Annotated in this window: 25 protein-coding genes; 7 read left to right on the forward strand and 18 right to left on the reverse strand. The window is 28.3% G+C overall.

The genetic code is table 11. The features are described 5' to 3' along the window. The coding region (locus KJQ99_RS04195; RefSeq protein WP_214150125.1) for a beta strand repeat-containing protein at positions 1–1,881 on the reverse strand (1,881 nt) is incomplete at its 3' end. A gap of 177 nt (positions 1,882–2,058) precedes the next feature. Between KJQ99_RS04195 and KJQ99_RS04200 the strand changes: the two genes are divergently transcribed. After that, entirely contained in the window at positions 2,059–2,709 is a 651-nt protein-coding gene (locus KJQ99_RS04200) for a DNA alkylation repair protein (protein WP_214119561.1), read from the forward strand. On the opposite strand, the gene KJQ99_RS04205 is transcribed toward KJQ99_RS04200, so the two are convergent. The 12 genes from KJQ99_RS04205 to infA all read right to left on the reverse strand — a co-directional run bounded on the left by KJQ99_RS04205 (position 2,710) and on the right by infA (position 10,609). Beyond that, positions 2,710–3,642 (reverse strand): Cj0814 family flagellar-dependent secreted protein, encoded by a 933-nt coding sequence (locus KJQ99_RS04205; protein WP_214150126.1) that lies wholly within the window; start codon positions 3,640–3,642, stop codon positions 2,710–2,712. It lies immediately after the preceding gene. 48 nt (positions 3,643–3,690) lie between these two features. Further along, the gene (locus tag KJQ99_RS04210) at positions 3,691–5,397 is read right to left on the reverse strand and encodes a M24 family metallopeptidase (protein WP_214150127.1); all 1,707 of its coding nucleotides are present in this window, start codon (positions 5,395–5,397) and stop codon (positions 3,691–3,693) included. A 9-nt stretch (positions 5,398–5,406) separates the two neighbouring features. Continuing rightward, positions 5,407–5,883, reverse strand: coding sequence for a cheVAW transcriptional regulator CheQ (gene cheQ, locus KJQ99_RS04215; RefSeq protein ID WP_214117762.1), 477 nt, complete (start codon positions 5,881–5,883; stop codon positions 5,407–5,409). 29 nt (positions 5,884–5,912) lie between these two features. Next, a complete protein-coding gene (gene rplQ / locus KJQ99_RS04220; RefSeq protein WP_214117763.1) occupies positions 5,913–6,263 on the reverse strand; it encodes a 50S ribosomal protein L17 in 351 nt (116 codons plus the stop codon). Between the two features lie 3 nt (positions 6,264–6,266). Next, positions 6,267–7,268, reverse strand: coding sequence for a DNA-directed RNA polymerase subunit alpha (locus KJQ99_RS04225; RefSeq protein WP_214117764.1), 1,002 nt, complete (start codon positions 7,266–7,268; stop codon positions 6,267–6,269). A 13-nt stretch (positions 7,269–7,281) separates the two neighbouring features. After that, entirely contained in the window at positions 7,282–7,908 is a 627-nt protein-coding gene (rpsD, locus tag KJQ99_RS04230) for a 30S ribosomal protein S4 (protein WP_214117765.1), read from the reverse strand. Positions 7,909–7,937: 29 nt separating this feature from the next. Continuing rightward, positions 7,938–8,330 carry a 30S ribosomal protein S11 gene (rpsK, locus tag KJQ99_RS04235; RefSeq protein ID WP_214117766.1) on the reverse strand — a complete coding sequence of 131 codons (393 nt, stop codon included), beginning with the start codon at positions 8,328–8,330 and terminating at the stop codon, positions 7,938–7,940. Between the two features lie 9 nt (positions 8,331–8,339). Then, the gene (rpsM, locus tag KJQ99_RS04240) at positions 8,340–8,705 is read right to left on the reverse strand and encodes a 30S ribosomal protein S13 (RefSeq protein WP_214117767.1); all 366 of its coding nucleotides are present in this window, start codon (positions 8,703–8,705) and stop codon (positions 8,340–8,342) included. 3 nt (positions 8,706–8,708) lie between these two features. Further along, positions 8,709–8,822, reverse strand: a complete 114-nt coding sequence (gene rpmJ, locus KJQ99_RS04245; RefSeq protein ID WP_214117768.1) for a 50S ribosomal protein L36 — start codon at positions 8,820–8,822, stop codon at positions 8,709–8,711. A 422-nt stretch (positions 8,823–9,244) separates the two neighbouring features. Next, complete coding sequence (locus KJQ99_RS04250; protein ID WP_214117769.1) at positions 9,245–9,469, reverse strand: hypothetical protein; 225 nt, start codon at positions 9,467–9,469, stop codon at positions 9,245–9,247. Between the two features lies 1 nt (position 9,470). Beyond that, on the reverse strand, positions 9,471–10,295 hold the full coding sequence (locus tag KJQ99_RS04255; protein WP_214119555.1) for a hypothetical protein: 825 nt from the start codon (positions 10,293–10,295) through the stop codon (positions 9,471–9,473). Positions 10,296–10,390: 95 nt separating this feature from the next. After that, positions 10,391–10,609: a translation initiation factor IF-1 gene (gene infA / locus KJQ99_RS04260; RefSeq protein ID WP_214117771.1), complete on the reverse strand. Its 219-nt coding sequence runs from the start codon at positions 10,607–10,609 to the stop codon at positions 10,391–10,393. A gap of 117 nt (positions 10,610–10,726) precedes the next feature. Between infA and KJQ99_RS04265 the strand changes: the two genes are divergently transcribed. Genes KJQ99_RS04265 through KJQ99_RS04275 form a run of 3 tightly spaced genes read left to right on the forward strand, consistent with a single transcriptional unit; the run spans position 10,727 to position 12,314 of the window. After that, positions 10,727–11,794 (forward strand): transglutaminase-like domain-containing protein, encoded by a 1,068-nt coding sequence (locus tag KJQ99_RS04265; RefSeq protein ID WP_214150128.1) that lies wholly within the window; start codon positions 10,727–10,729, stop codon positions 11,792–11,794. Next, the gene (locus tag KJQ99_RS04270; RefSeq protein ID WP_214150129.1) at positions 11,791–12,063 is read left to right on the forward strand and encodes a hypothetical protein; all 273 of its coding nucleotides are present in this window, start codon (positions 11,791–11,793) and stop codon (positions 12,061–12,063) included. Before KJQ99_RS04265 ends, KJQ99_RS04270 begins: the two co-directional genes overlap by 4 nt. Then, positions 12,060–12,314 carry a heavy-metal-associated domain-containing protein gene (locus KJQ99_RS04275; protein ID WP_214119551.1) on the forward strand — a complete coding sequence of 85 codons (255 nt, stop codon included), beginning with the start codon at positions 12,060–12,062 and terminating at the stop codon, positions 12,312–12,314. Before KJQ99_RS04270 ends, KJQ99_RS04275 begins: the two co-directional genes overlap by 4 nt. 37 nt (positions 12,315–12,351) lie before the next feature. On the opposite strand, the gene KJQ99_RS04280 is transcribed toward KJQ99_RS04275, so the two are convergent. From KJQ99_RS04280 to gltX, 4 genes are read right to left on the reverse strand one after another with little or no spacing between them, the layout of a single operon-like run. After that, a complete protein-coding gene (locus tag KJQ99_RS04280) occupies positions 12,352–12,744 on the reverse strand; it encodes a rhodanese-like domain-containing protein (RefSeq protein WP_214117775.1) in 393 nt (130 codons plus the stop codon). 2 nt (positions 12,745–12,746) lie between these two features. Next, positions 12,747–13,370: a uracil phosphoribosyltransferase gene (gene upp / locus KJQ99_RS04285; protein WP_214117776.1), complete on the reverse strand. Its 624-nt coding sequence runs from the start codon at positions 13,368–13,370 to the stop codon at positions 12,747–12,749. Further along, positions 13,357–14,604: a malic enzyme-like NAD(P)-binding protein gene (locus KJQ99_RS04290; protein WP_214150130.1), complete on the reverse strand. Its 1,248-nt coding sequence runs from the start codon at positions 14,602–14,604 to the stop codon at positions 13,357–13,359. The genes upp and KJQ99_RS04290 overlap by 14 nt, the downstream gene beginning before the upstream one ends. Beyond that, entirely contained in the window at positions 14,601–16,001 is a 1,401-nt protein-coding gene (gene gltX, locus KJQ99_RS04295; protein WP_350028274.1) for a glutamate--tRNA ligase, read from the reverse strand. The genes KJQ99_RS04290 and gltX overlap by 4 nt, the downstream gene beginning before the upstream one ends. 42 nt (positions 16,002–16,043) lie before the next feature. Between gltX and KJQ99_RS04300 the strand changes: the two genes are divergently transcribed. Genes KJQ99_RS04300 through KJQ99_RS04310 form a run of 3 tightly spaced genes read left to right on the forward strand, consistent with a single transcriptional unit; the run spans position 16,044 to position 19,551 of the window. Beyond that, positions 16,044–16,610, forward strand: coding sequence for a hypothetical protein (locus KJQ99_RS04300; RefSeq protein WP_214150132.1), 567 nt, complete (start codon positions 16,044–16,046; stop codon positions 16,608–16,610). Between the two features lie 5 nt (positions 16,611–16,615). Then, positions 16,616–18,340 carry an EAL domain-containing protein gene (locus KJQ99_RS04305; RefSeq protein WP_214119547.1) on the forward strand — a complete coding sequence of 575 codons (1,725 nt, stop codon included), beginning with the start codon at positions 16,616–16,618 and terminating at the stop codon, positions 18,338–18,340. Then, the gene (locus KJQ99_RS04310) at positions 18,340–19,551 is read left to right on the forward strand and encodes a Y-family DNA polymerase (protein ID WP_214150133.1); all 1,212 of its coding nucleotides are present in this window, start codon (positions 18,340–18,342) and stop codon (positions 19,549–19,551) included. Before KJQ99_RS04305 ends, KJQ99_RS04310 begins: the two co-directional genes overlap by 1 nt. A 7-nt stretch (positions 19,552–19,558) precedes the next feature. On the opposite strand, the gene KJQ99_RS04315 is transcribed toward KJQ99_RS04310, so the two are convergent. Further along, entirely contained in the window at positions 19,559–20,173 is a 615-nt protein-coding gene (locus KJQ99_RS04315) for a M48 family metallopeptidase (RefSeq protein ID WP_214150134.1), read from the reverse strand. Between the last annotated feature and the right edge of the window lie 228 nt (positions 20,174–20,401).

Below are 20,401 nucleotides of genomic sequence, written 5' to 3' on the forward strand. Positions count from 1 at the left end.
ACTATTAGCAGTTATACTATCAGTTGCAGTGGTTGTGCCGTTAAACACTGAATTAGTAGAAGTGATTGTATTTGCACTTACATTTTTTGCGAATGTTGTATCACTTGAAGTTATAGAATTTGAAATAGTTATATTGTTATTAAATTTAGAGTTATTAGAGCTTTCTAAATCTTTTGCTTCCACTACCCCATCAAATGTAGCACCGCTTGAAGTAATTTTATTAGTTGCATTTACATTCCCTACAAATTTTGAGCCACTATTAGCAGTTATACTATCAGTTGCAGTGGTTGTGCCGTTAAACACTGAATTAGTAGAAGTGATTGTATTTGCACTTACATTTTTTGCGAATGTTGTATCACTTGAAGTTATAGAATTTGAAATAATTATATTGTTATTAAATTTAGAGTTATTAGAACTTTCTAAATCTTTTGCTGTAACTTCTCCATCAAATGTAGCACCGCTTGAAGTAATTTTATTAGTTGCTGTAGTAGTTCCTACAAATTTTGAGCCACTATTAGCAGTTATGCTGTCATTAGCCTTTGTATTCCCATTAAATATAGAACCATTTTCAGCAATAATAGTGCCTGAAGTTATACTGCCGTTTAAATTCGCACCATTTGTTGCCTTTAACTCATTAGTTACATTAATATCTGCACCTATTGTAGAAGTTCCTATTTCTGCATTAGTTGCTGTAAGTTTGTTTGTATTATCTATTTTAGAATTTTTTATATCCAATTTTGTTTTTGCATTAATATTTGCATTATTTGAAGTTGTAATATTATTAAGAGTAACATTTTGAGCTATTATATTGTTATCTTTATTTAATCCGCTATTTTCAATATTTACTTTATCTAAAGTAACATTTGCAAGATTGGTAGCTCCCGTTGCCCCACCTATACTAACATCTTTGAATATTCCACCAATAATTGTTAAAGAACCATTCTTATCATTTCTACTATTAGCATTTATAGATTGATTGGTAAGATTTGTATCGGTAATTATAACATTTGCACCATCTTTTATAACAATCTTATGTGAAGTTGGAGTGGAAGTCGTTTTTGATAAATCCATATTATTAATACTAATATTTCCAGTTAATGTTATATTTCCACCAATGCCAATTTTATTGGTATCATTTAATTGCATATTTACAATTTCAACAGGACCTGTTCCCTCAATGTCTACATTATTCATATTTCCTTGTACAAGATTGTTTAAATCTCCAATAATTAAACCACCACTAGTAGTAGTAAGCTTTACTTTATTACCATTCTTACTTATATTAGTTACCTTGTTAACATAAGTACTACCTTGAAAATTATTAAAAGTAGAAGTTTCATCTATTTTTAACTCACCTATATGTCCATTGTAAAAAGTATTTTTATAACTAGCATTATTTACCACTTCAAGAATATTAACACCAAGCATACCACTTTTATCTATACTTGAATTATCCAATTTAAAGTAATCAACATTAACAACCGTATTGTATCCAGAAGATCCAGCACTAATATTTAATTTAGAAGAGTTAGATAAATATAATTTATCAACCTGAAATAAAGAATTAGTATTAGACACTAGACTAACTGTAGTATTATCTCCTTTTATAACAGAAGAAATAATTTTTCCAGTATTTTTATTAGATAAAGTTCCTTCTTTTAAGCTAATAGAATTTGCAGTTAAGCTTCCACTTACACTTAATGTAGATTTATTACCACTTATACTACCTATATTTTTTTCAGACCCTACTTCAACATTTTTATCATTTATCACACAATCATTAGTATCTTTACAAGCTACATCAAAAAATTCAGCGTGTAAATACCCCCCCCCGCTGATTGCCAAACAAGTTAATAAAGATAAACTTAGTTTATTTCTCATAATTATTCCTTGAATTAAAATCTTTTAATATTATCAAAATTTAACTTTAAATCTATGAAAATAATAAAAATTTGTAAATATTTGTTAATTAGTAATTTCTTTTTAAGTTTAGTTTTAGAATTTAAAATATAATCTTTAAATTCCAATTATTTATATTAGCATTTAAAAGGAGCTAGGTTGAAAGAGTATTTAACAAAATTTATTGATAACAATTATAAAGAATTTCATAAAAAATTAGTTTTTAGCAAATATGAAATTTTAGGAGTTCGCTCAAATATATTAAAAGACTACGCAAAAAAACTTCAAAAAGAAAATACCTTTGATGAATTTTTTAATAAGTTTTTAAAAGATGAGAAATTTTATGAATATCTACAAATAATTGCCTATGGGATTAATTATGAAAAAGACTTTTCAAAAGCACTAAAATACACTAAGCTTTATTTAGATTTCGTTGATAATTGGGCTAATTGTGATACTTTAGTGCCTAAAAGCTTTAAAAATCAAGATATAAAAGCTTTTGCAAATGAATTAATTTGCGAAAACCACATATACAAAATTCGTTTTGGGATAATTTGTTATATGAAATTTATCGCTTATAAAGATGGGTTAAAAGCTATATTTAGTATAAAAAGTGATGAATATTATATAAATATGGCTAGAGCTTGGTATTTTCAAGTAGTTTTAGCTAAAGAATTTGAATTAGGCATTTCGTTTTTAAGTTCGCACAAATTAGACGCTAAAACACTTAAAATGACTTTACAAAAATGTAAAGATAGTTACCAAATTAGCCAAGAGAATAAAGCAAAACTAATGCAGATTTTAGTCTAATCAAGCCTTAGTTTTGTCTAAAAACTTAGCCACTTCGGTATTAGTTTTTAGCAATTCATCAATGCCTAAATGCTTAATCTCATCAGCCATTTTTAATAAATCTTTATGCTTTTTAATATCTTTATTTATATTATTGTAATCATCTTGCATAGCTAAAGCATATTTTAAAGCATCTTTACTTAGCCTTGTTTTTCCACTATCACTTGCAAATGGATTTATGCTTTGTAAAAATCCTATGAATTTCTTTTCTTTTTCATTATACATAGAAAAATCAGGGCTAAAAGCAAGTTCTTTATCAACGCTAATATTTTTTGGCTCGAAACTAAGCTCTATTACGCTAAAGCCATCTGCTTTTATGCTTTTTGCATATTCTAATTCTTCGTTATTTTTATAAATATTCGTGATTTTGTATTTGCTAACATCATTTATATAATCAAAACTAACCTTGCTATAACCAAAATCTATGCTAATGCCACTTGGATAATCTTGATTGTTGTGAGTAATTTGAGTAAATAAATCATAATAATGCTTAATAGTATCGGCTAAATCAATATTGCTAAATGTCTTGCCCGAATCTTTCATCACCGAATATACATTCATTTTTTCATTAAATCTAACTATTTCTTTTAGTGTGCTTGAATGTATTTTAAAATCATCTGGTAACCCTGCAGCCTTGTTAAAATCAGCTCCTAAAAAACCATCATTATCTACGCTATAGCCAAACTGAATGCTAGATTTTGCTTTATTTAATTCGTTTTTATAATCAAGCTCATTTTTTATACTATTATTTAAAGTGCTTAGTAAAGTTGGCGTATTATTTGATATAGTTTTTGTCGTAACTTTGGCTAATTCATTTGTAAAAAACTCAGATGATATTTGTTTGCTTTTTTTTATTTTGGTATCATTAAATAATGCAATATTTTCTACTTTCATTAAAACTCCTTTAATTATTTGTTTAATAGCAAATAATATTCCTAAAGTTTAGTTTAATGCTCTCGTTTTAAATTCTAAAAACTGCTTTAACTCATCATCTAAAAATACACTTATGGTATCAAAAACCCTTTTATGATAATCATTTAGCCAATTAATCTCATCTTGATTTAATAATTTTTTATCAATCAAATCAAGCTCAAAAGGATAAAGCGTAACTATATCAAAGCTCAAAAAATCTCCGTATTCACTGATAAAACAATGCTTACTAATTGCTAAATTCTCAAGTCTAATTCCGTATTTGTTATTATGATACAAACCTGGCTCAATTGATGTTAGCATACCCCTTTTTAATTTAGTATGTTCGCTAATATTAGCATTTAGCGATAAAACTTGTGGACCTTCATGAACATTTAAAAAATACCCTACCCCATGTCCTGTGCCGTGCAAATAATCAAATCCGTATTGCCATAATTCCTTTCTTGCAATGCTGTCTAATAAAGGCATTTTTATATTTTCGGGTGCTATGGTTTTTGATATTGCAATATGTGCTTTTAAAACCAAAGTATAATCTCTAATTTGCTCTAAACTTGCGTTTTTTATCTTAAAAACTCTCGTAATATCAGTAGTGCCGCACTCATATTGAGCTCCACTATCAAGTAATAATAAGCCTGATTTATTAAGTAATTTTGAAGTTTTTGCGTTTGCTTTATAATGAATTATTGCGGCGTTTTCATTAAATGCTGCGATAGTATCAAAAGAATTGCTGATAAAATACTCATTTTCTTGTCTAAATTGCGTTAGAACTTCATCAATTTTTAGCTCATCAACCAAGTCTAAATTAGTATTTTCTAAGTAATAATTAAACTTAGTTAATGCAATAGCATCAATTATATGAGCTTGTTTTATGTGCTTTATTTCTATATCATTTTTACAAGCTTTATGTATGGTGCTAGGCAAGATTTCATTTATTAAATTTGCATTTATTAAGCTAATAATTTTTGCATTTGTATTGGCAAAATCACACAATACATTACCACTTAAACTAGATAAATCCGAATAAAACTCATCATAATTTTTATAAATTATATTTAAATCTTTTTGAATATTTTTAAGCTTTGTTGGCTCTATATAACAAATCGCATTAGTTTGTGAAATTATCATATAGCTTAAAAATACTGGGTTAAATTCCACATCTTTTCCACGATAATTTGTAAGATAAGCTATGTCGCTAAGGCTTGAGATTACACAATAATCAATGTTTTTACTTTTTAATTCATCTTGGACTTTTTTTATTTTATTAGCACTTAAATCACTTATGAATTTTTCGTTTTGTTTATAGATTGGCTCTTGCGGGAGTTGTTTATCGTAAAAATCTTTATAAAAATTATCATAATCTATTATATTAACAAGGTTTTTTAGCTTTTCGTAATTATTTTGAGATATGGTTTTTAAATCAATTAAAGCCTTTTTAGTGTTTAGATTGTTTTTAATATAGTCTATATAATCAGGGCTTTTGATTAATCTAATGCTATCTTTTAACTCATTTTCAGCTTGTAAAAAATATCTACCATCAGTAAATAAAATTGCATCATCAAGGCTAATTAAAAGCGAGCCCGCAGAACCGCTAAATCCACTTATAAATTCTCTAAGTTTAAAATATTCAGAAATATACTCACTCAAGTGATAATCAGCCGTTAGTATTAAAGCAAAATCAGCATTATTGATTTTTAAAATATCTCTTATTTTCGTAAGCATTTTATCTCCTTAGTAATATCCTAAACATAAAGTATTTGTGAGTTTGATTTTTTTCTCAAAAGGCTCGGGTGCAAAATAACAACATTTTTCTATATAAATATGAGAATTTAAAGGTATTTTTAACTTTGTAAAAAAATCATTTAAATCAATAAATTTTATTCCTGCAATCTCTACTAATTTTATTACATTTAAAAGATTTGAATTATTATTTGGATTTAAATGTGATGGCGCTAGATTACTCATAGAACAAAATGCACTAGCTAATACTAATCCACTTAAATTAGAGCATTTAGGGATTAAATTCTCATATTTTTTAGCTATTGTATTTTTATCTAAAAATACAATTCTAGAATTTGGATATTGTGCGTATTTTATATTTTTCCAAAATTTATAAGCATTTTGAGAAATATCAGCTAGGGTAAAAAGTTCTTTGTTTAATATATAGTTTTCTAAAGTTTGATTATTTGGGAGTGTTATTTTATTCATAATATTTTGAGTGCCGAAGCACTCAATTATTATACTAGCTCAATATAAGCTAAAGTAGCCGCATCACCACGGCGAGTTCTTGTTTTAATAATTCTTGTATAGCCACCATTTCTTTCTTTGTAATTTGGAGCTATTTCATTTACTAATTTATTTGTGCATTCTTTGTCTTGTAAAGCTGCAAATACTGCTCTATGAGCATTAAAATCTCCAACTCTCGCACGAGTGATTAGTTTTTCAATGTATGATCTTAATTCTTTAGCTTTTTCTAAAGTTGTTTCAATCTTACCATTTTTGATAATTGCAATGCTTAAATTCTTTAGTAAAGCTGCACGATGAGTGCTAGTACGACCTAGCTTTCTATATCCATGTCCGTGTCTCATTTATTATCCTTTAATTTCTTTTATTTTTTCAATAAGTTTATCTTTATAAGCATCTACAGAATTTGAACCTATCGGATAGCCTATTTCTTTCATAGCAGTAGTAATTTCATCCACTGATTTTTTACCAACATTTTTTAAATTATTTACATCGCTTTCACTCATTAAAGCTAATTCGCCTATAAATTCAATGCCAGCTTTTTCTAAACCATTATTACTTCTTACGCTTAAACCAAGTTCCTTAACGCTTTTTAATAAAGGAGATAAATCAATTTCTTCAGTTGTTTCTTCCCCTATTAATCTAGGACTTGTAGTTGCAATTTTATTAAATACCATCATTTGTTGATACATAGCATCTAAAGCATTTTTAAACGCATCTTCAGGTGTAATTTGACCATCAGTTGTTATTTCAAATACAATTTTTTCATAATCAGGATTATCTTCGTGTAATACCTTTTCTATTGAATAATTTGCATTTCTAACTGGTGTAAAAAACGCATCAAGAGCTATAAAACTACTATCAGTTTTTTCTCTTAAATCTTCGCTTGCTACATAGCCAATACCTTTTTCAATAATTAATGTGAAATCTAATTCAGTGTCTTCATTTATAGTAGCAATGTAGTTATCAGGATTTACAACTTCAATTACATTATTAGCTAAATCACTACCTTTAATTTCTCTTGGCCCTTTAAAGCTAAAGCTTACTTCTTCTCTTTTACTATCTTCGTTTTTAATTTTAAAACGCATATTTTTGATATTAATAATAAATAAAGAAATATCTTCTACCATACCTCTTTTGCTATCAAATTCATGACTTACTCCATCAATTTTAATAGCAGTTGCTGCATAGCCAATTGCACTAAGGCGTAAAAGCCTGTGCAGTGGATGTGCTAATGTAATGCCAAAACCAATTTCAAAAGGCCAAGCACTAATGCGTGCTTTATTTTCGCCGATATTTTCAATAGTAAAATCATTTGGCATATGAGCTGTTGTAACTACTTTTCTCATTTGCTACTCCTTATTACTTAGAGTATAGCTCTACTATGAATCTTTCCTCAACAGGAATGACAACTTCTTCTCTCTCAGGTTTTCTTGTGAAAATTCCATATTTTTTATCTTTTTCAACATCAACCCACTCAACAATACCTGTTTGATTTGTAAGTTCAACTGCTCTTACTATTTGAGGATTGTTTTTGCTTTTTTCTACAACTTCAATTTTAGCGCCTGGTAATACTCTATAACTTGGAACATCTACTCTTTTACCATTTACTAAAATATGTCCGTGAGTTACAAGTTGTCTTGCAAAACGGCGAGTTGTAGCAAAACCCATTCTATAAACAACATTATCAAGTCTTTGTTCTAAGAATTGAATTAAAATAGAACCTGTATTTCCATCTTTTCTAGCAGCTTCTTGGAATAATTTTCTAAATTGCTTTTCGCTTACACCATACATAAATTTAGCTTTTTGCTTTTCTCTTAATTGTAAGCCGTATTCGCTAATTTTACCTCTTCTTTGACCATGCTGACCTGGTGCATAAGGTCTTTTATCTAAAGCACTCTTACCAGCTAGTCTTCTTTCACCCTTCATTGCAAGGCTAACGCCTAATCTTCTTTCAATTTTCTCTACTGGTCCAGTATATCTTGCCATACTATTTCTCCTATATTCCTATACTTATATTATACACGACGGCGTTTTGGTGGTCTGCAACCATTATGTGCTAATGGTGTAATATCTTTTAAGAAAGTAACTTTAATACCTTCAACTGCACCAACACTCTTAACAGCAGTTTCTCTACCGCTACCAGGACCTTGAACACGAATACCAACTTCTTTAATTCCGTGTTCTTTAGCTTTATTTAAAGCATCTTCAACCGCTTGTTGAGCAGCAAATGGAGTTGATTTTTTAGAACCTTTAAATCCTAAACCACCTGCACTACTCCATGCAATTGCATTTCCCATTTCATCTGTAACTGTTACCATTGTATTGTTAAAAGTTGCACTAATATATACTACACCTTTAGCAATATTCTTTTTAACTACTTTTTTCTTAACTACTTTTCTCTTAGCCATTATCTATCCTTACGCTTTTGCACCAACGGTTTTTCTCTTACCTTTGCGAGTTCTAGCATTTGTTTTAGTTTTTTGACCACGCACTGGTAAACCTTTTCTATGTCTTAAACCACGATATGAACCTAAATCCATTAAAGCTTTAATGTCCATAGCAACTTGTTTTCTTAAATCACCCTCAACTAAATAATGTTCTTGGATTTCTTTACGAATATTTGCTGCTTCATCTTCGCTTAATTCATATACACGCTTGTTTGGATCTATTCCAACTGCTGCTAAAATTTTGCGTGAAGTAAATAAACCTATACCATAGATATAAGTTAAGCCATATTCAATTCTTTTTTTCTTTGGTAAATCAACACCTGCAATACGAGCCATACCTTATCCTTGTCTTTGTTTGTGTTTTGGATTTTCGCAAATAATACGAACAACGCCTTTTCTCATAACGACTTTACATTTGTCGCACATTTTCTTAACAGATGGTCTTACTTTCATCTTGTCTCCTAAAAAATAATTTGCTTTCCACTTTTTTACAATCTGCATTTTTAGGTATCACGAATTACCAACTAATATTTAAATGGTGGAAAATTCACTCAAATATTACTTCTTCACACAGATAAATTGCAAAAGTGCTAATATTAGCAAAACAAAATTAATGTAGGTTTAAATATTAAATTTATTTGTCTTTGATAATTCTAAAAATTTCTTAGCAATCTAATCTCAAACTATTATTTAAGAATTAATTTATAGATTTTACTTTTTTAATTCATAAAGTTTTAGATAACTTTTAAAGTATGTGAAATATCCCAATATAAGCGAAATTTCAAAAATACTAGATAAAAATAAAATAGAGCATATTATAAAAATAATTTAGCACCATTTAAAGTGCTAAATTATTTAAAAAATTGTAGTTTTAACTAAAAGAAAAAATAGCCAATAGCATATAAAACTGGATATAGTATGAATGCTCCAATAGTCATAGTTATCGCCATTTTAAAGCAACTTACTGGTCTAGCCATGTTTATTAATACATTTTTATCGGTTGCATTTGCATTATTTTCAAAAATCATTTTATGAAACGCTAGGCAAAACTCACCTTCTTTAAATTCTGAAACATTATTTATAACTTCTAAACTATTCATTTTAATCTCCTATATGTTTAATTCTTGCGTACGGAATAGAATTGTAAACAGCTGCTAATTCACTACCATAATTACTTGCAATGTTTTTGAAATTTTCTTCATATTCTGCTAAAGCATTTTTATAAGTATCTCTTGTTTTGTCTGCTGATTTGCACCAAAGGAAAAAAAGTAGCCACACAGGAATACTTATAAATTTTACAAATGATAAAAACCCAACTACGAATGATAAAAAAGTAGCAAGTCCTGCCCCTCCTAAGGTTTTATTAACCAATTCATTTTGTTTTTTTATAACTTCTTCTAACTCGCAATTAATATCATAAACCGGATAAGCCGCATAAACACACTTTAAAATTATTTCATCCTTTTTTGATAGCTCATCTAAATCTATGCTCTCACCATTAGGGTTTGGCTTACCGATAATCGCAAGGGTGCCTTTTATATTAAAGCAATTATTTATTTTAGTTTCTGAATTAACTATGGTTTCTGATTTGATTTTAGAATTAGTATTATAATGAGAGCCAAACCAACTTTTTTTAATCTTGCCATTTGCTTCACCTTCTGTATGCATAACTCCTATAGTTTCTGTGCTTTCGGTATAGTTATCCCTTACTATGTTTAAAACACAGTTATAGCCCAAATAGCTAGTTACATCTTTAAGTGATTGTTCTGCATCTTTGTAACTCACACCAGAAGTAACCGTAATTTCAAGTTCGCTTATATGAATTAAGCTATATTGCGTTACGGCACCAACATCTACTAATAAAACCCCATTAAACAAATCATATTTGTTTTCATTTTGATTTTCACTTGTTGTTAAATCACTCATTTAATCTCCTTTCAAAAGAGTGATTATACCCCCCCCCAAGATAAATGAATGGTAAAAAAATAATTTAGAAGTTTAGCACCATAAAAAGTGCTAAATTATTTGTGTCTATAAGTAATGCGTCCTTTATCAAGACTATAAGGAGTTAGCTCAACTCTTACTCTATCTCCTGGCATAATTTTAATATAGTGCATTCTCATTTTACCCGCAATGTGGCATAAAATTACGTGTTTGTTATCAAGCTCAACTTTAAAAGTTGCATTTGGTAAAGCTTCAATAACTTCGCCGTCAATTTCTATTACATCATCTTTAGCCATAATTTTCCTTTGTAAAAATGTAAAGGTCAATAATAACATAAAAACTATTAAAAAACTAAATTTATTATTAAATAAAATAATTTAAAATAAAAGTTTATTTCACACAAGGATAAAGTTATGAAAAGAAGAACATTTTTAACTTTGTCGTCTGCAGTTGCAGCAAACACTTTACTAAGTGCGAAAGAAACACCTTTAGTAAATAATACTCAAGCAACAAAAGACGATAGTAAAGAATACATTGTAAGCTTAAAACATAATTTAAGCGAATTAGGCGAAGTTAGCAAAATATGGCTTCCATTACCAAAATCACGCTCATATCAATACCTTACAAGTGATATTGTAAATAGTGGAAATTACAATGAAATTTATTTAAGTGATTTTGAAACTAATAGTTTATATGCAAGTTTTTCTAATGTAAAAGCTGAATTAATAACACAATTTAGCATTAAAACTCACGATAGAATTACTGATTTTTCTAAAGTTAATTTTAATGAAAACGAGAAATTAGACGAAAGTATCGCACAATATCTAAAACCAAGCGAACATATTTTTACTAGTGGAATAGTAAAAGAATATGCACTAAAAATTACAAAAGGTATAAAAGGCGATTTAGAAAAAGCAAAAGCTATTTATGATTGGGTAGCACTTAATTTTACTCGTGATGAGAGCGTAATTGGGTGTGGAATTGGTGATGCTAAGGCTATTTTAGAAAGTAAAAAACTTTATGGCAAATGCACTGATATTAGCTCTGTTTTTGTAGCACTTTTAAGAAGTATTAATATTCCTGCTAGAGAGTGCTTTGGAATTCGTTTAGGTGCGAGTAGATTTTATGCTGCAATGGGTAGCAAAGAAAATATAACAAAAGCTCAACATTGTAGGGCGGAGTTTTATCTAAAAGGCTATGGATGGATTCCTTGCGATCCTGCTGATGTAGCTAAAGTTAAATTATCTTTAAACCTAGATAATAATGATAGTGGGATACAAAAATTAAGAGAATTTCAATTCGGAAATTGGGAAATGTGTTGGTGCGAGTTTAATACCAAAAGAGATTTCGTGTTAATTCCACGCCCAGCTCAAGCACCGCTTAATAATTTTGGCTATGTATATGCTGAAGTTGATTCAAATACTATTGATTATTATTCGCCTAATGAATTTGTATATAAATACACTTCAAAACAAATATGAAAAAATATTTAATATCAATGTTTATCTTAGCTATTAGCTCTAGCCTTTGTTGTGTTGGAGCTATTAGCTTTTTGATATTTGGAGTAAGCCTTGTTAATTTTGATTTTTTAGCACCTTTTAGAGTATATTTGGGGATTGCAACCTGCATTTTATATTGCATATTTATCTATAAAAAACTAAATCAAAAAAATAAAATCAGATTATTTTTAATAGGACTTGCATTATTATTTATCGTATTTTATCCTGAAATTATAGGAGCAATGATTTGAAAAAAATATTATTGTTAAGCTTATTTTTAAGTGTTTTAAATGCTTATGAATACACTTTAGAAATTCCTAAAATACATTGCCCATTATGCACGGCAATTGTTAGAAAGGCACTACTAAAAATTGATGGAGTAAATAAAGTAAATGTTAGTTTAGAAAATAAAACAGCGATAATTAAAAGCGATAAAGAACTTAATGAAAGCATAATAAATCAAGCGCTTTTTAATACAGGCTATCAAGGAATACTTAAATAAATCCTATTTTAAAAAGAATTTAAAATAGGATTAAAAATTAATTTTGATATGGAACTAATTTAATATCTGTCTTTAATAATTCGTTCATTCCACCATCAAGATTTATTATATTAGTAAAGCCGTTTTGCTCAAGCATTTTAGTTACCATTGCACTTCTTTTGCCACTTCTACACATAATTGCTATTTTGCTATCTTTTGAATAATTTTTACTAATTTCATTCAAAAAATCAGGATTGATACTTCCATTTTCGTTTAGAAATGTTATCAATTTTGCTTTATTTACAACGCCTGTTGCAGCGTATTCACTAGGCATTCTAACATCAATTACAGCATAATCACTATTAGTAAAATCAAATTCCTTGATATTTTGTGTGATTACCTCAGCATTTAAACAAACAAATAAACTTAAACCTAATAATATTTTTTTCATTTTTAAGCCTTTAAAGTATTAAATATCCTATCTCCAGCATCTCCAAGACCTGGGATAATATAACCTTTTTCATTCAATCCTTTATCCAAACAAGCAGTAATTAATGCTACATCAGGATGAGCTTTTTTCATTCTATCTCTTGCTTCAGGAGTTGCAATGATACTTGCAAAAATTATTTTTTTGACACCAATTGATTTTAATCTATCAACAGCTGCAATAGCACTTCCGCCCGTTGCAAACATAGGGTCAATTATAATTGCAGTTTTATTTTGCATATCTTGTGGGTATTTTTCAAAGAAAAATTCAGGCTCAAGCGTTTCTTCATTGCGTTGAATACCTAAAAATCCCACACTAGCTTTACCCAATAAATCAAGTGCAATATCACTCATACCAAGAGCTGCTCTTAAAATAGGCACTATTACAATATCATCGCTAATAACTTCGCACTCGCAAGGCATAAGTGGAGTTTGAATATTAACTTTTTCTGTGCTTAAAAATTCACAAGCTTCATAAATAACAAATCCACTAAGCTTTTTTATATGCTCACGAAAATCCCTACAAGATGTATTCTTATCTCTAATTTTCGCTAGATAAGTTGAAACTAGTGTATTTTTAATTACTTTCATTCAATAACCTTTCAAAATATGCTTTATCATCAAAATTTTTAACTAAAGCTATGCCTTCATCAACAGCAGCCTTAGCAACTGCAGTGCTAACATAAGCTTTTACCCTATCATCAAATGGTTTTGGAATTATTAAATCTTTTCCATATTTTAAGTCTTTACCATATAATTTTTTAGTTTTTTCGCTAACTTCAAGGCGTCCTAATTCACTTAAAGCCTTAACAGCTGCTATTTTCATACCCATAGAAATCTTTCTAGCTCTAACATCTAAAGCCCCACGGAAAATATATGGAAAACCTAAAACATTGTTGATTTGATTGTCATAATCGCTTCTTCCTGTTGCAATAATTACATCAGGGCGAACTTTTTTCGCAAGTTCAGGTAAAATCTCTGGGTCAGGATTAGCTAAAGCAAATACTATTGGATTTTCTGCCATAGTTTTTAACATTTCTTCGCTTAAAGCTCCAGCTTTGCTAAGCCCTAAGAAAACATCAGTTCCTTTTAAAACATCAGCTAAAGTATCCTCATCACATTCTCTTACAAATTCTAATTTATGCTCATTTAAATCTGTTCTTTTAGTATTGCAAACACCTTTAGAATCTACTAAATAAATCTTTTTAACTCCTAAAGTCTTATATATCTTAGCACTTGCAATCCCTGCTGCTCCTGCTCCACAAACAACTACTTTTAAATCTTCTAATTTTTTGCCAATTATTTCGCAAGCATTAATTAACCCCGCCGCACTAATAATAGCCGTTCCGTGTTGGTCATCATGCATTACAGGAATACCTAAGTCTTGAAGTCTTGCTTCAATCTCAAAACATTTTGGAGCTGCTATATCTTCAAGATTAATACCGCCAAAACTAGGAGCAATAGCTTTTACTGCTGCTATTATTTCTTCGGTATCTTGAGTGCTTAATTCAATATCATAAGAATCAACATTTGCAAATTTTTTAAATAAGCAAGCCTTACCTTCCATAACAGGTTTTCCTGCAATTCCACCGATATTGCCAAGACCTAAAACAGCTGAACCATCACTAATAACTGCTACTAAATTACCTTTGCTTGTGTATTTATAAGCTAAATCACTATCACGAGCAATCTCTTCGCAAGGATATGCAACTCCAGGAGAATATGCTAAACTTAAACTCTCATATTCTTTCATAGGTGTTTTAATAAAAGTACCTAATTTACCGCCTAAATGATACTCTAATGCTCTTTCTTTTAAATTATTCATAAAATCTCCTTTAAAAAATTATTAAATCTTTTTTTAATCTCATCATTGCCTAAAAACTCCATAATAGCATAAATACTAGGACTAATTGTTGTTCCTGTTAGGCTTAATCTAATTAATTGCGCTATGTCTTTTAGCTTAGCATTATTGCTATCTAAAAATTGTTTAACGGCTAATTCAAATTCTGCTTCAGTATTTGCACCTTTAAAATCATTTACAAACTTAGAAAATAAAGCTTTACTATTATCATTTACAAACTTAGCAACTCCACTTTCTTCATAAGAATTTGGCTCGTTTATAATAATTTTTGCACTATTTATCAAATCTATTAAAGTCTTAGCTCTTTCTCTTAACATTGTTAATAAGAATGAATAATTCTTAACACTTGAAAAATCAAATCCTAAATCTTTACAAGCATTTACTAATCTTTCATCGCTAACGCTTTTTATATAATGAGCATTAATCCATTCTAATTTTTGTGCGTTATATGTACTTGCACCTTTGCTAACATTATCAAATGTAAAGCATTCTTTCATTTCTTGCATTGAAAATATTTCTTGGTCTTTGTTTGAAAATCCTAATCTTAATAAGAAATTTAGTAAAGCTTCAGGCAAGTATCCTAAAGCCTTATATTCCATAACATCGGTTGCTCCGTGTCTTTTGCTAAGTTTTTTGCCATCTTCTCCATTTATCATAGCTAAATGATAAAAATTAGGAACCTTAAAGCCTAAAGCTTCATAAATTATTATTTGTTTTGGAGTATTTGAAAGATGGTCATCTCCACGAACAACATCAGTTACGCCCATTAAAGCATCATCAACAACCACCACGAAATTATAAGTAGGAGTGCCATCAGCACGAGCTATTACAAAATCATCTAAAATATCAGCAGCGTTAAATCTAATTTCGCCCTTTACTCCATCATTTACGATTATTTCTCCATCAAGCGGTGCTTTAATCCTTACAACAGGCTTAATTCCTTCTGGTGGAGTGCCTTTAAAATCTCTGTATCTTCCATCATATTTAGGGCGTTCTTTTCTAGCTTCTTGCTCTGCTCTTAATGAGTTTAACTCATCTTCGCTCATATAACAATAATAAGCATTGCTACTATCAAGTAATTTTTGAATATATTCTTTATAAATATCTAATCTTTTACTTTGGTAAGTGATTTCCCCATCTACTTCTAAATCAACCCATTTAAAAGCTTCTAAAATAGCTTTGGTTGCTTCTTCGCTATTTCTTGCCATATCTGTATCTTCAATACGAAGAATAAATTTACCATTATTTCTTTTAGCGTAAAGATAAGAAAAAAGTGCTGTTCTTAATCCACCAATATGTAAAAACCCTGTCGGAGAGGGTGCAAATCTTGTAACTATCATTATTATTAGCCTTTTGTGAATTTTTTATAGTTATAATCATTTAAAATCACTTAAAGGTAAATAATGAGAAAAATTTTGCTTGCACTTGTATTTGGTGCATTTATGAACGCAAGTCCTATAACTTCAATCATAGCTAGTGTTAATAACGAGCCTATTACAAATATTGATATTATAGAAATTTCACAATATATGAATATAAGCCAAAACGACGCATTAAGATTGCTAATTCAAAATAAAATATGCACATCTTTAGCTAAAAAATTCAAATTAACTGCAAATGAACTAGAAATCAATCAAGAATTATCAAAAATAGCTGCTGCTAATAATATTAGCTTATCTACTTTCATAGAACATAACCAAGATAAAATCAAAATGCTAACAGAAAATATAAAAGATGAAATTCTAAAAAAGAAATTATTTGATTTAATCGCTCAAAATTATATGAAAGATGTAAGCGATGATGAAGTAATTAGATTTTATAATTTAAATAAAGATAAGATGAATGGGGCAAGTTATGAAGTAGCAAAAGAACAAATTAAAAGCTATTTAATGAATAAAAATGCTCAAGAATCAGTTCGTAATTATATGGAAAAAGAAGAAGCAAAGGCATCAATTAAAATGTTTAGGTGAGTACTATGAAAACAAAATCAATTCTATCTAACTCGTTTAAGAATTTTATTATTACAACTTTTTTACTAATTGAAATTGCTGGTGGAATTTTTGGAACTTATAGATATATTAGCGAGGCAAAAAGAATTGAAGAGCATCATAGAATTCACAATATAGGAAATGATAGCTTAGTAATTAGGCTACAACAAAATAAAGACCATACTATTTTTCAATTTTTAGTATTTTCTTTCGCTGTATTAGTAGCTGCAGTTATTAGTAATGCAATTTATATAAAAAGATTAAAAAGAGTAAAATCAAATTTTAATGATTTTGCAGAACTTCTCGCAAATTCAGTCAAAAAACATAAGCCTTTAATGCTAAACGATACGCTAAATTACAGCGAATTTCAAAAAATAGCAAATTCTTTAAATGAAGTCTTAAATGATATATACTATCAAGAAAACTATAATTCTTTAACCAAATTACCTAAAAAACAAAAATTCTTATTAGACATACAAGAACTCTATGAAAAAAGCGATTGTCCTATAATAGTTAGCTATATATATCTTAAAGACTATCAAAATCTATTAAAAAGTAGAAGTTTTGATTTAGCTGATAAAATAATATTAGAATTAGCAAGTAGATTTTCAAGTTTTTCTACAACTATTTTAAATTCTAAAATAGCTAAAATAAGTGGCAATGGAGATTTTTTATTAGCATTTCCTTGTATTGATGAAATACAAACAACTTTTAATAATATGGCTATTAAGTTGCACGAATGCTTTAGTGAAAGTATTAATTTTGGAAGTGATGGAATTTATGAGCAAAGTATAGGGGTTGGCTTTAGTGTATTAACAAATGAAAATTACAATCAAATAATAAACGATACTTACAAAGCAGCCTTACTTTCAAGCGTTCAAAAAGATACATTGTATTGCGATTATTCTGATGAAGTTAAAACACAAATAGATAATGAAGCAAAATTAGAAAATGATTTAAAAAGGGCTTTAGAAAAAGGTGAGCTTGATGTATATTATCAAGCAAAAATCGGAGCAAATGATAATTTAGTAAAAGGCGCAGAAGCATTAATTCGCTGGAAACGAAATGATAAATTTGAAAATACAGAAAAATTTATAAGAATTGCAGAAAAAACTGATTTAATAATAAAACTTGAAAAATTTGTAATTGCAAAAGTATTTCAAGAAATACAAGTTTTAAAAAATAAAGGAATAAATATTCCAATAAGTATTAATATATCAGCAAAACACTTGCACCATAAAGATATGATAAATTATTTGCTAGCAAATGTTAAAAAATACGATATAAATCCAAATTTAATAGATATAGAAATAACAGAAAGATATAGACTTAATAGCAGTAGTGAAACTATATTAGAAAAATTAAAAGCTATTGGATTTTTAATAAGTATTGATGATTTTGGGAAAGATTATAGTTCTCTTTCTTATATAAATCATTTACCTATTGATACAATTAAAATTGATAAAAGCTTTATAGATGGATTAAATAGTAAAGATTGTGATTTAATTAATGAAAACTCAAAAGCAATTATAATTGGTATTATAAAAATAGCAAAAACTATGAATAAAAGAGTAGTAGCAGAAGGTGTTGAAACACTAGAGCAAGTAAATATTTTAAAACAATTAGGTTGTGATGAATTACAAGGATTTTATTATCATAAAGGTGCTACACCTATTAATGAATTTATAAATATTTATAAAAACAAATTCTAATGAAACTTCATATAGATTTTGATAGCTATTTTGTAAATGCACAACGACTATTAAATAAAGAACTCTGCAATACACCTTGCGTGATTTATGCTGGAAGCGATGAAGATTTTTTCAATCAAGATGCAAAATATATAGATAATAAAATCGCCTTTATGAGCTCAATTGAAGTTGCAAGAAGTGAAAATAAAGTAATTGATTATAGGCATTTTACTGCAATTGCCGTATCTTATGAAGCTAAAAAATATGGCATAAAAGTAGGAGATAAATTAAATATAGCTTATCAAAAATGTCCGAATTTAAAAATAGCTAGAAGTAATATTAGATTTTATAAAGAACTAAGCTTTAAAGTAAGGCAATTTTTAGAAAGCAAAATACCCGTGATTGAACAATTTAGCATAGATGAGTTTTTTGGAGATTTAGAAGGGTTTAAAAAAGACGCAGAAGTGCTAGATTATGCAAAATATCTTCAAAAAGAACTATTAGATAAATTTGGCTTACCAGCTAGTATAGGCATTAATAATAGCAAATGGGGAGCTAAATTTTTAACCGATTTAGCAAAACCTTTTGGCATTAGAATGGAATATGATTTAAGCAATGCCATTAAAGGAATAGATATAAAAAATTTCGCAGGCATAGGAAGAGAAATACAAAAATATTTAAGAGCTTATGGGGTAAATACTTTAGATGAATTATTGCAAAAAGAATATTTGCTAGATAAATATGGTAAAAATGGCAAAAAAATCATAGCAAGAATTAAAGGCGTTGATAATGAAAAAGTAGAAGAAATAAAAGATATTAAAAGCCACGCAATATCAAAAAGCTTTAAGCCAATTAGTGATTATGATGAGTTAAGGCGAAGGGTTAAAATACTTGCTAGATATTTATGTGTTTGGATTTCAAAGCACAAATATCATCCTAAAAAAATAGAAATAAGTATTAAATACGGCAATAAATTAGAGCATATTGGAGTTGAAATTATGCAACCATTTGATGAAAAAAATCTAATTGATAATGCCGTAAAAGGATTTGAAATTCTTATGAAAAATACGAAAAATGTAAATGTTTATTATATAGGAATTGCTGCTAATAATCTTGATAAAACATATTGTGAAAATATTTTTCAAAACACCACAAAAAATCAAAAATTAAACGAAACCCTAAGTGCTATAAGAGATAAATTTGGCATTAGCTGTATAAAATATGGGGGATAAATATAAATTATTTATCTTTTAATAGATTAATTCTTTCTTTATAATCTGGCATAAATCCTAAAAGCGTGGCATAAAAAGCCTTTGAGTGATTAGCGTGATAAAGGTGTGTTAATTCGTGCATAATCACTGCTTCTATTGCTAATATATCTTTTTTAATTAATTCGGTATTTAGATTTATATAAGATTTTTTCGTATTGCAAGAACCCCAACGAGTTTTCATTTTTCGCACTTTTAAAGCTTTTATATCTTTACCAACAATCACACAAAATCTTTTTAAAATTTCGCTAAAGATTTCTTTTGATTGAATTTTATAAAAATCATTAAGTAATTTTTCTTTATTTTCATCAGTTTCAAGACATTTTAAAATAATTTTATCATTGTGAATTTCTACATTTTTTGAAATTCTTAAATCAAATTCTAAAATATATTTTCGTCCTAAAAACAATACAAAATTACCACTCAAAAGCTCTGCTTTTTTAGTAGTTTTAAGCTCGTTTAATCTTTGTTCTATCCAATCTTTTTTAAGTCTTAAAATCTCATCAATTTTTACTCTACTTATAAAATAAGGCAATACTACTTCAACAAGCCCAATCTCACGAACTTTTATAATAATATTTTTCACCCGCTTTTTAGTAATTTTTATTTCCATAAACTTTCTCACATTAAAAACAAAACTAATTTTAACTTAAAATATCTTAGACAATCTGCGATATTCCAAATAAAATTAATCATATTTTGGTGTTTTTCTATATTCATAAAATTCCTTTGAAGTAAATGTGATTATTATGACAAAACAATAATAAAAATCTTAAATTATTTTAAATAGTTGTAATTTATATACTTTTATAAC

The organism is Campylobacter sp. 2018MI13 (genome assembly GCF_018501135.1).
In the GTDB taxonomy this organism is placed as follows: domain Bacteria; phylum Campylobacterota; class Campylobacteria; order Campylobacterales; family Campylobacteraceae; genus Campylobacter_E.